The organism is Shigella sp. FC1544 (assembly GCF_001722145.1).
Taxonomy (GTDB): Bacteria; Pseudomonadota; Gammaproteobacteria; order Enterobacterales; family Enterobacteriaceae; genus Escherichia; species Escherichia coli.
The window spans coordinates 1-13,750 of record NZ_MECT01000007.1; the positions used below are offsets into that span (position 1 = coordinate 1).

Annotated in this window: 13 protein-coding genes and 4 pseudogenes; all 17 read right to left on the reverse strand. The window is 55.4% G+C overall.

What is annotated here, in order from left to right; all coding sequences use genetic code 11:
• Positions 1-79 (reverse strand): annotated as a pseudogene (locus BGK49_RS30275) (phage minor tail protein L); the annotation flags it as partial.
• A complete protein-coding gene (locus BGK49_RS00490) occupies positions 79-408 on the reverse strand; it encodes a phage tail protein (protein ID WP_000847332.1) in 330 nt (109 codons plus the stop codon). The gene BGK49_RS00490 and the pseudogene BGK49_RS30275, both read right to left, overlap by 1 nt.
• Positions 405-2,976: pseudogene (locus tag BGK49_RS30770) on the reverse strand (phage tail tape measure protein). Before BGK49_RS30770 ends, BGK49_RS00490 begins: the two are co-directional and overlap by 4 nt.
• The gene (locus BGK49_RS00500; protein ID WP_000533402.1) at positions 2,957-3,370 is read right to left on the reverse strand and encodes a phage tail assembly protein T; all 414 of its coding nucleotides are present in this window, start codon (positions 3,368-3,370) and stop codon (positions 2,957-2,959) included. Before BGK49_RS00500 ends, BGK49_RS30770 begins: the two are co-directional and overlap by 20 nt.
• Positions 3,371-3,396: 26 nt before the next feature.
• A complete protein-coding gene (gene gpG / locus BGK49_RS00505) occupies positions 3,397-3,828 on the reverse strand; it encodes a phage tail assembly chaperone G (RefSeq protein ID WP_000479095.1) in 432 nt (143 codons plus the stop codon).
• A 13-nt stretch (positions 3,829-3,841) separates the two neighbouring features.
• Positions 3,842-4,453: pseudogene (locus BGK49_RS00510) on the reverse strand (phage tail protein); the annotation flags it as partial.
• Position 4,454: 1 nt separating this feature from the next.
• Positions 4,455-4,850, reverse strand: coding sequence for a phage minor tail U family protein (locus BGK49_RS00515; protein WP_000683079.1), 396 nt, complete (start codon positions 4,848-4,850; stop codon positions 4,455-4,457).
• Complete coding sequence (locus BGK49_RS00520; protein ID WP_000974980.1) at positions 4,847-5,380, reverse strand: phage tail protein; 534 nt, start codon at positions 5,378-5,380, stop codon at positions 4,847-4,849. Before BGK49_RS00520 ends, BGK49_RS00515 begins: the two co-directional genes overlap by 4 nt.
• A 15-nt stretch (positions 5,381-5,395) precedes the next feature.
• Entirely contained in the window at positions 5,396-5,749 is a 354-nt protein-coding gene (locus tag BGK49_RS00525) for a head-tail joining protein (protein ID WP_001204568.1), read from the reverse strand.
• Positions 5,742-6,125, reverse strand: coding sequence for a DNA-packaging protein FI (gene gpFI, locus BGK49_RS00530; protein WP_000201502.1), 384 nt, complete (start codon positions 6,123-6,125; stop codon positions 5,742-5,744). The genes BGK49_RS00525 and gpFI overlap by 8 nt, the downstream gene beginning before the upstream one ends.
• 51 nt (positions 6,126-6,176) lie before the next feature.
• The gene (locus tag BGK49_RS00535; RefSeq protein ID WP_000522588.1) at positions 6,177-7,205 is read right to left on the reverse strand and encodes a major capsid protein; all 1,029 of its coding nucleotides are present in this window, start codon (positions 7,203-7,205) and stop codon (positions 6,177-6,179) included.
• Positions 7,206-7,262: 57 nt separating this feature from the next.
• Complete coding sequence (locus tag BGK49_RS00540) at positions 7,263-7,610, reverse strand: head decoration protein (RefSeq protein ID WP_000256833.1); 348 nt, start codon at positions 7,608-7,610, stop codon at positions 7,263-7,265.
• A 36-nt stretch (positions 7,611-7,646) separates the two neighbouring features.
• A pseudogene (locus BGK49_RS00545) lies at positions 7,647-9,153 on the reverse strand (S49 family peptidase).
• The gene (locus BGK49_RS00550; RefSeq protein ID WP_005046188.1) at positions 9,143-10,735 is read right to left on the reverse strand and encodes a phage portal protein; all 1,593 of its coding nucleotides are present in this window, start codon (positions 10,733-10,735) and stop codon (positions 9,143-9,145) included. Before BGK49_RS00550 ends, BGK49_RS00545 begins: the two are co-directional and overlap by 11 nt.
• Positions 10,732-10,938 (reverse strand): phage head-tail joining protein, encoded by a 207-nt coding sequence (locus tag BGK49_RS00555; RefSeq protein WP_000259002.1) that lies wholly within the window; start codon positions 10,936-10,938, stop codon positions 10,732-10,734. Before BGK49_RS00555 ends, BGK49_RS00550 begins: the two co-directional genes overlap by 4 nt.
• The gene (locus BGK49_RS00560) at positions 10,922-12,850 is read right to left on the reverse strand and encodes a phage terminase large subunit family protein (protein ID WP_024259718.1); all 1,929 of its coding nucleotides are present in this window, start codon (positions 12,848-12,850) and stop codon (positions 10,922-10,924) included. The genes BGK49_RS00555 and BGK49_RS00560 overlap by 17 nt, the downstream gene beginning before the upstream one ends.
• Positions 12,822-13,370, reverse strand: a complete 549-nt coding sequence (locus tag BGK49_RS00565; protein WP_000867569.1) for a terminase small subunit — start codon at positions 13,368-13,370, stop codon at positions 12,822-12,824. Before BGK49_RS00565 ends, BGK49_RS00560 begins: the two co-directional genes overlap by 29 nt.
• Positions 13,371-13,750: the final 380 nt, after the last annotated feature.

Genomic DNA, 13,750 nt, shown 5'->3' on the forward strand with positions numbered 1-13,750 from the left:
CGATTTCCCAGAGCACCACGCTGGCCGACTGCTCCGCACGGGTGCATTCATTCAGTGTTTCCTGCCGGATATCCTGCATCAGTTCACCACCTGTTCAAACTCTGCGCTGAACTCAACACGCAGCATACTGACCCGCGACGACCATTTTGCGCAGGTCACCTTTATCTGCCGCCACTCATAAGGCGGCGTCCACAGAAAGGATTTCCAGCCCCCGTGCTCAGCCAGAAACGACTCAAGCGCCGTGGCCTCCCAACGGGGAACAGAAAGCGTCACGCTGTACGTTTTCAGGTCGGCATTCAGCCCGGCAGGCGCTCGCTGGGAATAGCCATCACCAAAGCGCACTTTCCTGACGGAAGGGGCTGAAGCCACATCCATACCGGGTTTCACTTTCCAGCGGAAGGTCTTCATCGTCCACCTCCGGAGAACAGACCACCATCGCGCATCTGTGCCTGAATTTCATCACGGGCACCCTTGCGGGCCATGTCATACACTGCCTTCAGCATCTGTGGACCTGGCAGACCATTCGTACCGTCGTTCTGAATCACCACGTTGTTGTTCTGCTCAAATCTGATACCCTCTGAACGCCGCATTTGCGCCGGACTTCCGGTGCCACCGACATAACCGCCGGTGGCATAGCCGCGCATCAGCCGGTAAAGATTTCCCACGCCAATCCGGCTGGTCGCCTCCTTCGTGAAGACAAACTCCCCGCGATGAACAATCCCCGCAGGTTCATATTTACCCCCCGTCCCCGTAAATCCCCCGGTCGCGAAATGGAAGTTCGCGCCGCAGCCTGAATGGCTGTACCGCCTGACGCGGATGCGCCGCCACCAACAGCCCCGCCAATGGCGCTGCCGATACTCCCGACTATCCCCACCATCGCCTGCTTCAGAAAAATCTCTGTCAGCATGGACAGCACAGAACGGGTGAAACCACGCCAGTTCTGTTCGCTGCCGGTCAGCATCGCTGCCATATTCTGTACAATACCGTCAAAGGTCTGCGTGGCCGCGTTTTTAACCTGCGAAAAACTGTCCGTCGCACTTTCCGCCCACTCGCCCCAGCCGGACTTCATCCCGGCCATCCAGCTTCCACGAAGCTGCTCCTCCGCAGACCAGGTGTTCTTCAGTGCAGATGTGGCCTTCGCCAGCGCAGCCGGATTATCACCGTACACCTCACGAAGGCGCTGCTCTTCCGACTCCCGCTGCGCCTGACGGTCGGTGAGTCCGCGTGCTTTTGCGCTGATTGCCGCCTGCTTCGCGCTCTGCTGCTGTTCAAACCGCGCCGCCTGCTGTGCCAGCTCATTCAGCCGTTTCTGGTGTTCAATCTTGTCGCCCAGCTCAGCCAGCTGCGTTTGTACTCCAGCGTTTCTTTCTCATGGGCCAGCAGGGATTTTTCCTGCTCAGATAACTGCCGTTTCGTGGCGGCCTCTTTCAGGACCACATACTGATTTTCCGCTTCCCATAAATCCCGGCGCTGCTGGCTGATTTTCTCATTCACACCGCTGTGTTTTTCCAGCGTCCTGAGCTCGGTTTCAAGCGCCAGCATGGCTGCATGCGCCCGGTCTTCCTGGCGCTCACCGGCAGACACCTTCACACCTGACGGCTTTTTCAGCGTCGATTCATAATCCTTTTTTGCCGACGCCATCAGCGTGTTGTAATCCGCCTGCAGGATTTTTCCGTCTTTCAGGGCCTTATTCAGCTCTTTCTGACGGGCGGTATATTTATCCAGCGGCGTCTGCAGGCGCTCATACGCCTTCTGCGCCTCTCCGGTATACTTCAGCTGTGACGCCTCACGCTCAGCCCGGTCCCTTGCCGCCAGTTCACCGGCTTTTTCCATATCCGACTGCAGCGTGGCCGCTGCCAGACCCAGACGGGCATTTTCCCGGTCATCCCATGCCCCCTGAAGGTTCGCACGAAAAGAGGAGGTCTTTCCCCGGCGCTGGCTCCGGCTCTGGTACCACTGCCATTTTTTATCCGCCTCATCAAATGCCTTCTGCGCACTGGCGAGCATATCCGCTGAGGATTCAGGACGACCGATATCCAGAATGGCATCCCACATCGATTTGAATGCCTTCCCTGTTTTATCCGCCCAGGTCTCCAGTGTTCCCATGTTTTCTTTCAGGCGACGGGTCTGCTCATCAAAGCCTTTCGTGGCGATATCGTTCGCCGCCTGCAATGCCCCGGCCTCGTCTCCGGAACGCTGCAGCTGTGCAACATACGCAATCTGCTCTGCCGTCACGTTACGGAACTGGCGCGCCATCGCCATCAGTCCCGACGTCGGGTCAGTGGTCAGCTTCCCGAAGGCTTCAGCGACTTTATCCACCTCCACACCGGATGCAGACGCAAAACGCGCGACACTCTGGTTGATGGCATCAAACTGTTCACCACCACGCACACCGGCATTCACCAGGGCTGCCAGTGACTCTCTCGCCTGGTTAAACGTCAGCCCTGCTGCCTGCCCGGCTCTTGAGAGAGTCAGCATACGATCGGCAGTCAGTCCGGACTGATTACCGGAAAGAACCAGGGTTTTATTAAACGCTGAAAGCGTGGAATCTCCCTGGTACCAGGCGTACACCAGCGCACCTGTCGCCACCGCCAGCGAGGTGACCCCGACCATCGGCAGGGTGATCGCACCGGCAAGCCCCCTGAACATGGGGATCATCCCGCCGAAGGAGTCCTTCACCTGACCGCCCTGTTGCAGCAGGATCAGCCAGGGATTCTGACCACCTGCAAGCTGCGTGGCGATATCCGTAAACTGTGCGGGCAGGGTTCGCATGGCCGCTTTATACTGCCCGACGGAAATCCCGGCTTTTTGTGCAGCCAGCGCCTGGCGGCTCAGGCCCTGTTCAACAGCACTGGCGGTTTTTCTGGCGTCGGTATCCAGACCTGAAAAATGACGCCTTACCCGGCTCATCTGCTCATCGAAACGGACAGCATCCAGACTCAGGTCAATAACAAGATCACCAACCGGCTGGGACATATCTCACACCTCCCGGAATCCCCGCTGAAGCCATCATTAATGCGGCATCATCCACCATGACATCCGCCACATCCGCAGACGATAAAATATCGCGCCCTCCGTCCCCACCGAACCGGACGCCTCCGGCAAGTCCTGCCGCTTTCTGCATCAGCATTTTGTCCTCATCCGGCCTCTCCACCTGCTCTTCCTCATGCCGGGGGACAAGCAGACTGAAATCAGAGGGATGCATATCCGGATCGCAAAAAAACAGGCTGAGTACAGCGTACGTCAGCCCGGAAAAATGCATATCCAGCTGGGTATCCTGAAAATAATGCGTACGGTAAAAACGGTGCCAGTCGGCATATTCGGTGGATGTCATCCCGGCAAGCATGGCGCGCCAGTCGGGTCTCCCCATCTCACGCGCCAGTCTGAGGGCAAAGTTCAGCTCGCCGTCGAAGACTTTCCCGCAGAAAAATCATCATCAGTCAGCGTGTTATTTTTCGCCACTTCAGTAATATCAGTATCCGGACGAACAGCTTCGATCATCCCGGACAGGCACAACACCACGTCTTCCGCCCGGGCAATGGCATCGGCAGGCCAGGTGGTGAGCACTTCCTGCTCTATCTTCATCACGGCCTCATTCATTGACGGTGACTGCGTTTTCTGTGGATGGTTATGCCACAGGGACATCGCCACCAGAAACGCGCCGGTTCTGACGAGATCTTCCACGCTTACCTGCAGGTTGCCGCAGGATTCTGCCTGTTCTGCACGCCGTTTCAGGAGGGCAAGATGCTCGATACGCTGCAGCGCAGACAATTCGGAAAGCGTGACAGACACACCGTTATATTCAAATTGTTCTGTTTTCAGAAACATGTATTACCTCCGTTTACCCTGCAGCGCCCGCTTCAGTAACGGTGACTTCAGCCACTGCGGCGAACTGACCATTTCCGCTCACCACAGGGATCTGCACCTTACCTGTCGCCACGCCGTTTACCGTAATTGTCATATCTTTCACACTAATGGTGGCTTTCGACGGATCGGCGGAAACCGCTCTGAACGTCTTGTCGGTTGCACTTTCCGGCTCAAAAGAAACCGTCAGGGTGGTTGTTTTCCCTTTTGCCACCGTACCGGATGTCGGCGTCACCTTAATCGCACTGACCGGCGTAATTTTGCTGCGTTCTTCCGCTACAGAAGGTTTACCCACGTTAGTGACTTTCACCGTGCGGGTGATCACTTCTTTCGCCGTCACGGCCTTACCGATACTGCTGACCCAGCCACGAAACACATCCACCGTGCCATTCGGAAAACGGATTTTATAGGCCCGGACATCGCCGCTTTCAAACCAGCCTATAAGCCCTTTCTGGCCTTCCTCTCCCGGTTTCCAGGCCAGCGTAAAACTGGTATCACCTGCAGATTTCTGCCCCTGCCCGGTCGCGGTCCAGTCCGCGTCTTCATCATCCAGGTAGTTATCATCGTAGGATTCTGCCGTCATCTCGCCCTCACATCTCGTATGTAATGGAATAAGTCAGATCTGCAGAACTCCATAACGCCATATCGTCATCACGACGATACTCATAGCCCTGCGTAACCATCGTGGTAATCAGTCCTGCCAGTGCCGGGATCGCGGTCATCGCCGGGTAAATCCGGCTTTCCATCCACTGATCAAGCTCTGAATCCGGTACCTGTGCCGGTAAAAACACCTCAATATGCAGCGTGGCCCGCCAGGTATCTGCATCCAGCTCTTCACCGGTATACTCTGCATCCGTCAGATAAACCGCGATCGCAGGAAAATCCTCTTCGTCAAAAACAACGGGGCGACCATCAAACAGCGTCGCCCCGTGTTCATGCTGCTCGAGTGCATCCAGCACTGCGGCACGAATGTCAGTGTGTTTCATCGTTTTATTGCAATCCTCAGTTGTTGTTTCAGCGCGTATGCCAGTTCTTTAGGCAGGCGTTCACGCCGGATACGGTCAACATTCTCATCAAATGCCTGTTTCAGTGGGGCCGCCATCGGGATTTTCACCACATCAATGGGGTAACGGTTTTTCCCGGCCACACGCTGCATGACATGCCAGCGACCATTTTTTAATCGCTGAATAAATGCCCGCTGATACCGATGCTGACCGGCTTTAAGTATGCTGTTCGGGCGACGCCCCAGCATCCTGATCCCCAGCTTAATCACAGGGAGATCACCGCGGTTAACGATAATTCTGGCATTCGGATTTCTGACCGTCGCCCGTTTCAGTCTGGACCGTTCCTTAACCAGTTTCCGGCGAACCTTTGTCTCCCGGGCAACCTGTGATGAAGACTGATTAATCGCCGTTGTGGCCACGCGGTTAATGGCCATTGCTGAAGCCGCCGGAATGGCGTTTTTACGAACCCGGCTCAGATTGTCAATCGCCTGATCAAGCCCTTTTATCGCCATAATTTCACCCTGCGTTTATCGTCGCCGGTTAACTGCGGGTGGTTGACCACGGTTGAGCCAGAGATAACAGCTGCCCCCGTCATCCGGAGAAATACGATCCACCCAGAACATCTCGCCGTTAATGGTCAGCGTGTCACCACGCCGCACGGCACGCACCGTATCCGTCCGCACAAATAATGACGGGCTGCTTCCTTCAATACGGCCCCCGCCACCGGCAAAACCCAGCGACTCCGGATCGTCAAAAACCCCCTGAACTTCGCTTCCACGCTGTGCTCCCGAGGTGAACTGCGCACAGAGCCCCATCACTTCAACAATCGTGCTGTCCACCCCGGCAAGGGCAGCATCAAAGGCATTCTGAAAATCACGCATGCTCAGCCGTTCCGTGCTGTATCATGGCTGTCGCCAGTGGTGATGGCACCATAACACGCATGCCCCGGTACGTCAGTTCAACGGGACGGCCTGTCTCCGGGCAATACCCCATCACATGCAGGCATTTCCGCACACGGACCGCTTTAACATCATCCGTAGCATCCGTGTTGTTCAACTGCTCACCATCGTCTGTGTGATTTTGATCAGCCCCGCTCTCATCAGAGTGCATAATGCCCTCCGGGGAAACAGCAAGCTCCTCTTCCCACTCAGACACACGTTGAGCAATATCCGCAGCACTCCCCGACATATCCGCCTCGCGCCCCAGCAGGCCAGCCAGTTGACGAAGACGATTCAGATTTTCTTCTTTTGTTGCCATCTCAGCCTCCTGTGAAAAAAGACACGGGGGCATTTCGCCCCCGCTCACGGATTATTTCACCTGTACCACCACAAACTCATCCGGATCCGGCAGCACCATCAGCGGTGCGGACTGCGTCATGGTGAATTCACGGGCCGGATCGCCCACAGTCAGCCAGTGTTTCGGATAACGGGAAGAGGCCACCACACCTTCGGACAACGCCTGCGCATCCTGAATGGCACCATAGCAACGAATGCCCTCTGCTGCCGTATTCCCCAGGACCAGTGTGCCCTCCGGCAGATAACGTTTTTCGGTACCGTCCTCTGCCACATAAGACGTTTTCGCCACCACAATGGCCAGATCGCCGTAATACCCCTTGAAGGACACCACCGCCCCCAGGTCTTTCACTGCCGTTTCGAGTTGTGAATTTGAGCCGCGACGGGTATCCAGTTTTTCGCGGAACAGCTTAAAGCCATTCAGCAGACGCCAGACCGTACCGTCCATAATGGCGATATTCACAAGGCCGCTGGCCTGATCGCAGTAGAGGTCAATATCATGCGTCGGATCAAACGTATCACGGTCCTGCTCAGACCATTTTTTACCGTCAGCCAGCTCAATGTTATTTCCTTCAGAGCGCCCGAAATCCACCTCGACAGTATCAAACTGATCCCCTTCCATGGTGTATTTGCCATACAGCACGGCATTCACCGCCTGCATTTCTTCCACCTGGACAATGGCGTGCTCTTCCTGTTTGAGGTTATCGGTAATGATACGCAGACGACGGTAGGCCGGGTCGTTCAGCTGAGCCGGATCTTCACCAGGAAGGCGCTCAACCGCCTGCTGGTAATTAAATTCGTGTTTGGGCTTGACGTAGCCCGGACGTAACACGCGGGTTTCACCACCGCGATGGCGAAGCACTTTTCCTTCAACGATCGGGGAGACATAGGCCGCCACCGGCGTTTTTCCGGTAATTTTGTCCAGCATCACCTCTTCGGTGTGGAAATTCACCGTACGGCGGAAAAACAGCTCCAGAAACAGCGCACGGAATTTAACTTTTTGTTCGGTATAACCGAGTAACTGGCGGGTCGTAAACAATCCCATAAATCAGTTCCTTTCATTAAGAAATCAGTCAGGCCAACGCGGTGGCCTGATAACGTGTTACGGCAGCGCCGCGTGACTCAGGGCGGTGCCGGCAAAGGCATTTGCCTTTTTGTGTTCATCCACACTGTCAGGCCAGCGGATTGCCTCCGTCGCAAAGGTCCCCGACTTGTAATACGTCAGCACCGCCTCTGTGCCTTCAAGCGGCAGTACCAGTATGCCAACCGCACTACCGGCTTTCTGTCCATCCCAGACCACCAGTTTCCCGGTGGCCCCATCCAGCATCAGGGGTGTCAGTGCCGGTGTTGCCGAGGAAATCCCGCTGCTGCCTGTGGCGGTGTGAGCCGGATCATTACCGGCAAAAATACGTACTTCCGCACGCTGTTCAGTGATGGTTTTCGTCACCATATTGTTAAAACCTCGTATTGATGTTCAGCACTGACTTCATGGCATGGCCATGAGCATTTTCACGTCCGCATCACCGTCTTCTGACGCCTGTGACACGCTCCCCCTGGACCGCAGCCGGTGAATGGTTCGCCATGAAATGTTCAAACAGGGCGGTTGTGGATGCAGAGACCGGTTCTGCCTTACCTGATCCCGCAGCCAGCACAGCCCGGGCGCTCTCCACGGTCATTCCCGGGCAGGCAGCCAGCTGTTCAGCCTGCGCCTCAGCCCCTTTTGCCTCATCCAGTGCCATGATCTGATCACGGAGTGATGGTCCGGCATTCGCCTGCGGTGAAGCAGCCAGGATCGGGCGGGCTTTTTCCACCGTCATCTCCGGCATCGCCGCCAGCGTTGCTGCCAGTTGTTCACGACCGTTCGCTTCTTCACACGCCATAATGCGATCGGCTTCACTCTGCGCGGATGCCACCGGCTGCTGCGGTGCCGCCGCGGCCAGAATCGCCCGGGCCTGTTCAACGCTCATGCCCTGTTGCCCTGCCAGCATCGTGGCAAGCTGTTCACGTCCTTTCGCTTCCTGGCATGTCAGGATCCCCATCACTCGCTGGTTCTCCTGCACGGCGGCTTCCGTTGCAGTTAATTGCGGCATAGTGCCTCCTCTGACATTACTGTTCAGCGCCGTGGCCATCACACTGATGGCATCCGACGCATTGATTAATTCATCCGCCAGCCCGGCCTCAATGCCGGACTGACCTTCAAAAACGGCGGCCTCTGTTCCCGTGACCGCATCCACAGACAACCCGGTATACATCGCCACTTTTTCGGCAAACATCCGGTGCGCCGCATCAATCCGCTGCTGCATATCCTGGCGAACCTCTGCCGGCAACGCTTCAAACTGATTGCCATCCACCTTGTGCGCCCCGGCATAAATCAGCGTGATATCCACACCGGCCTGCGCCAGATGACCGGCATAGCTGACATGGCTCATCATCACGCCAATGGAGCCGATACGGGATGTCTGGGTAACCAGCCGTCGGGAGCAGGCCGACGCCAGCAGCATGGCTGCAGAACAGGCCGTGTCATTGCACAGTGCCCAGACCGGCTTCTGCTGACGGAGGCGGTAAATCATGTCAGCGCAGTCAAACGCGCCGGCGGCCTGCCCACCCGGACTGTCAATGTCCAGCAGTATGCCCCGCACCTGGCTATCTGCCATTGCCTGCTGAAGACAGGCGACAATGCCGTCATAGCCAGTCATTCCGGAAAATGGCCGCATCCCCCCCAGCCGGTGCACCAGCGTGCCGGTCACCGGCAGTACCGCAATACCGTTCACCACCCGGTAAACACGGGCCGGTCGTTTACCTCCGGCCATGTACTCGTCCGTTTCAGCCAGCATTCCGGGAGCATCAAGCTGTACCTGCTGTTGTGGTACCGAAAGACTTGCTGCGCCCATCTCGCGCCCGAGCGCGCAAAAGAAAACCCGCGCATAGGCGGGCTCCAGAAGCAGCGGTTCATTGAATGCTGCGGCAATAATGTGTGAAAGATTACGTCTCACGTGGTGTTGTCTCCTCTTCCGGCCTGCGACTCTCCGCTATCTGCTGCTGATACGCCTGCGCTATCCACACCGGACGTGAGAGTCCGGCTTTTTCCCGCTCTGCAGATTCCCTGACCTGCTGGCGGAAAATGTCCTGATAATCCTCGCCCATCAGCGCCAGCTCTTTCTCATACGTGCTCAGTCCGGCCTCAATGCGCATCACTGATTCCTGAACCTCCTTGAGCCCGTCAATGGCCATTCTTCCGGCTCCAATCCACTCAGCCCGTGACCAGGCTGATCGCGCCTGATAAAAATCAAAACGTGCCCGTGGCGGACGAATAATCCCCCGAAGAAGTGCCTCTTCCAGCCAGCAGGAAAACATCTGCGTGGCCAGCCGGGACGCAATAAATTTTCGCCGCCCCATAAAATAGCGCCACGACTCATTGGCGGATGCGCGGGCACTTGAATAACTGACCTTCGAGTAATCACGGGACAACTGTTCGTAGGAAACGCCAAGACCGGCGGCGATATACCGCAGCAGCGCCTGTTCAAGCGCCGAAAATCCATTGTCTGAATCCTGCGCGGTCTGAAGTTTCAGATCATCACCGGGGAAAAGGTGCGGAATTTTGACACCGCCCAGCGTCACGCTATTCGTGTCATACCAGGTGGAGAACTTATCCAGAATATTAATAAGCGGATTATCCTTCTGCCCCTGCGGCGCACCGGCGATATATTCAAAGGCCTTTTCGGTATCAAGGTCACTTTCAATCGTCGCTGCATACATCGCCTTCACTATGGCCGACTGAAGCTGTGTTGCCTGCAGGGAATCCAGCATCTTCAGCCGTTCCATAACGCTGTAAAACTGATTGGCTCCACGGGTCTGCCCGTCCTCCACCGGCTCGAAAATATGCAGCATGGCCGGACGCCCGGTGGGTAGTTCACGCGGGATCCGTTCCCATCGTCCACTCCCGGAGCGAGGAAAATCATCCTCACAGATATGGTACGCAACGGCACGGCCATATCGATCAACCTCCACACCAGCCCGCAGAAAACGGTTCCCCATACCGTGTCCTGGCGTGTCCACCCGTTTCGGACTCACGGCTTTAAAACGCGTACGAAACAGTTGCGTACTCTCCGTATCCCAGACCGGCTGCACAAAGATTTCGCCGTTAAACGCATGAACGCCCACACCTTCACGGATAAATTCCGTAAACGTGCGTTTCCCTTCCACGTCGATCTCACCAAACATCCCTTCTGCGTATTCTGACCAGGCCGCCTCCACCTCATCGACAAAACTTTTTGCCGCGGTCTCCCGCATCCCCAGCCAGCGCCAGTTCGGACGGTAGCTAATCAGAAACATATGCCCGACAATGTGATCCTTATGCAGTGCCACCGCATTGGCCGCTATTCCGTTATTGCGCACCAGATCATCTGCACGGGCATTCCCCAGACGCAACGCGGGCAGCAGGGCCGCATCGGCACTCTGCGAGGGTGGCAACCACTCTGCCATTTGCCCGCCAAATCCTGCACCGCCACCGGTGTAGCTGAGGCTCTCCCGAAGCGGAACGCCGTTCACATCAATCAGGACAGGCGTTCGTTTCATAACCTCACTCCCAGCGGACGACGGCGACGGCGGGTTGTCCCCAGTACCGACTCCGCATCATTGATCGCCCGGTTAAGCTCATCCAGAGAAGCTGCCGTATATTCAATTCTGCGACCATCTTTCTGGACAGACACCACCCGTTTACCGGTTAATAAATCAAGGCGCGCCTGACGCAGCGCCTGCAGTTCAGCGACTGTAACCATTCACTCCTCCGGACAGCTTCGCTGCCAGTTCTTTAAGGGTTGGCCGGGTCGTCTCTTCTTCCCGGGATTTTGCCAGTACAGCCAGATCAAGCTGCCAGCGTTGCACGGACACACGTAATGCCGCGTAGGCATACACCAGGCAGTCCAGCGCTTCGTTACGCCGCTTTTTGTTATCCCACAGCAGACGCATCTTTCCTTTTTCCCACTTCTCCACAAGCTCTTCCGCCACCAGTTGCTGCGCCTCTGTCTGCGAAAAAATCTCCGGATCATCAGGAAAACGGATGGCATACGACGTGGCTTCATCCACAGGCGTGGGATCGGCTTTCATACGGGCATAGAGAATTTCTTTTGCGGTGTCCGTCCCCACTTCACACAGATACACGCCCCGCTGATTGCGGGTTTTTGGCATGGTGATCACCGGCTTGCCATAGACAGATGCGCCTTTTACCGGCAGCACCCGGAAAACACCGTGTTTTTTTGACCTCTGATAAACGATTTCGCCATCAATCCCCCCGATGTCCCAGCAGACACGGGAAATAGTCATTTCGGTTCCGTCTGCATGGCGGTATTTTTTGTTGATCGCCGCATCCACACGTAATAGCGTCTCTTCCTCATCGGGACGCCCCATAATGATGATTTTATCCACCAGAAAGGCTTCCTCTCCCGGAGCCCATCCCCAGACATACATCTCAAAACGGTTTCGCTGCGAGTCAATGCCCGCCGTCAGATAAACCACCCGGGCAGGCACCGCCGTCGTGTAACGCACAACCTTATCCATCAGTACCTGGTGATCGAGTTTTTCGCCCACGGCCTCTTCCCAGGTCTCGCCCAGCGTGGTGTTCACAAAGGTTTTCAGGCCGTTGGGATCTTTCAGTGCATCCAGCCAGTCATAGACAATCTGTACCCAGGTGGTGAACGGACTGTACGCCGTCCAGATATGGAAAGTGATGGAGCGCGGCGGCGGAATTTCATCACCCCGGGCGCTGAAAAACATCAGGCCGTCACGGGTCCACATGCCCGTGTTTTCACAGATCCACCGCCCGTTACTCTGGTCAAGCTCAGACTGATGGATCACACAGCCATGATGCTCACAAAGGTAGAAAACACTTTCTGGCTTATTCTTCTCCCACTTAAGACCGAAAGGCGAGGCATCATCGCCAAATTTCAGATACTGCTCCTCCCCACAGTGCGGACAGGGCACATAAAAACGCATGAAGTGTGCCGACTCGTTAGCGGCTTTTTCGATCTGGCAGGAGCCTTTGATTTTAGGCGTCGAGCCGCGAATGGATTTTGGCCATACAGAGCCCTCAATACGTTTATCCCCCAGCAGGGTTGACGAACCCTCTTTTTCAACATCCGGTTCGAACGAGGAAAGCTCGTCATAACAGACCACATCCACGGATTTTTCACGGTAGTTTTTTGCTGCCGCACCACCCAGACACCAGAACCCCACACCGGAGGAAAAACGCTTCAGGGTGAGCGTATTATCGCGGTGTTTTCTTCCGAACCATGGAGCCAGCTCCAGCAATGCAGGAACATCCCTTATCGTTGGCTCAACATGAGATTTCATAAAATCTTCAGCAGCTGAGTCCGTGGGCTGAAAAAGAAGGCTGTTGCGTGATTTATGCTCAATAAAATAAGCCTCCACTCCCAGCAACATCTTTGTATAACCAACACGGGCAGATTTAATCAGGTTAACCGTACGAATCAGATCGTTGCCCATACAGTTCATGATGCCAACCTGAAACGGCAGTGTTTCCCACCGCCCCGGGGTATAAGACGACTCTTTAGGAAGGTAATAATGTTTATTGGCCCACTGAACTGTCGTCAGTGGAACAGGAATAATGAGAGATAAAAGCCCTGTAGCTATCGCACCGGCTGCATTAGCTGCCTTCTGCGCGTCTGAAATCATCGATCCACCCGCCCACGTTTTCACCGGCCTTAGCTGAAACATTGGAGGCTTTCGCGATTTCAGTTTTCACCACATCAAGGTGTGATGGTGAAATGTCCGGATATTTACGCTGTAATGTCAACGGCACACGCACAAGTATCCCCGAAATCTCCTGTGCCACACGTTGCAGAATGAAGGTAAACAGTTCAGTTTCCAGCACTACTCCGTCTTCACGGGCATTTTTCAGTTCCTGCGCATCTGCCTGCGCTTTTGTGAGCCGGTAGCGTTCATAGTCAATGGTGCCGGGTTGTAAATCTGACTCCGCTGCCGCACGCAAATCGTCCAGTTCTTTGCGGAGCTTTTCGTTTTCGATATCAGTTTCCCTCTGCGCATACCACTGAATTGCCATGGCAGTATCAAATACAGATTCAATGCCCTTACTACCTTTGGAGGCGCAAGGGAGTCCCTGAGACTGCCAGCGTTCAATCGTCCGCGGGTCCACGTTGAAAATTTCGGCAAGCCTCTTTTTATTAACCTTCATGAAAACAACCCATTATCAAATACAAGGCCCGACATGAAAACGCCAGAAAAAGGCATTTTCGGACACTTTCATGTCGGACCTTTACGGATGCAATATTAAAAAAAACAAAAAGTTATATTCGAGAAGTACCGACACGATTTTCCCTGAAAAATTTTCATAAATAGTGAAAAACCGCGAGGTCGCCGCCCCGTAACGGCCCGGATCGCCGGAAAGGACCCGCAAAAATGATAATGGTTATCATTTTCAATGTAGTCCGGTTTCTTCCACCATCGCACCGGACAGGCGACTATGAGGGGACAACGCCGCGCTCCGTTAACGCGGTAAACCCCGGTGTGTATCGTTTTTGATTATCCCCGCACACTCGCGCAGAGGAGTCTCCC

Excerpts from the sequence above, each read along its gene's own strand:
- BGK49_RS00535 (WP_000522588.1), bottom strand. The coding sequence starts at position 7,205 with ATGGGATTGTTTACGACCCGCCAGTTACTCGGTTATACCGAACAAAAA.
- gpFI (WP_000201502.1), bottom strand. The coding sequence starts at position 6,125 with ATGGCAACAAAAGAAGAAAATCTGAATCGTCTTCGTCAACTGGCTGGC.
- BGK49_RS00555 (WP_000259002.1), bottom strand. The coding sequence starts at position 10,938 with ATGGTTACAGTCGCTGAACTGCAGGCGCTGCGTCAGGCGCGCCTTGAT.
- BGK49_RS00565 (WP_000867569.1), bottom strand. The coding sequence starts at position 13,370 with ATGAAGGTTAATAAAAAGAGGCTTGCCGAAATTTTCAACGTGGACCCG.
- BGK49_RS00520 (WP_000974980.1), bottom strand. The coding sequence starts at position 5,380 with ATGGCGATAAAAGGGCTTGATCAGGCGATTGACAATCTGAGCCGGGTT.
- BGK49_RS00525 (WP_001204568.1), bottom strand. The coding sequence starts at position 5,749 with ATGCGTGATTTTCAGAATGCCTTTGATGCTGCCCTTGCCGGGGTGGAC.
- BGK49_RS00560 (WP_024259718.1), bottom strand. The coding sequence starts at position 12,850 with ATGATTTCAGACGCGCAGAAGGCAGCTAATGCAGCCGGTGCGATAGCT.
- BGK49_RS00515 (WP_000683079.1), bottom strand. The coding sequence starts at position 4,850 with ATGAAACACACTGACATTCGTGCCGCAGTGCTGGATGCACTCGAGCAG.
- BGK49_RS00550 (WP_005046188.1), bottom strand. The coding sequence starts at position 10,735 with ATGAAACGAACGCCTGTCCTGATTGATGTGAACGGCGTTCCGCTTCGG.
- gpG (WP_000479095.1), bottom strand. The coding sequence starts at position 3,828 with ATGTTTCTGAAAACAGAACAATTTGAATATAACGGTGTGTCTGTCACG.
- BGK49_RS00490 (WP_000847332.1), bottom strand. The coding sequence starts at position 408 with ATGAAGACCTTCCGCTGGAAAGTGAAACCCGGTATGGATGTGGCTTCA.
- BGK49_RS00500 (WP_000533402.1), bottom strand. The coding sequence starts at position 3,370 with ATGGGGAGACCCGACTGGCGCGCCATGCTTGCCGGGATGACATCCACC.
- BGK49_RS00540 (WP_000256833.1), bottom strand. The coding sequence starts at position 7,610 with ATGGTGACGAAAACCATCACTGAACAGCGTGCGGAAGTACGTATTTTT.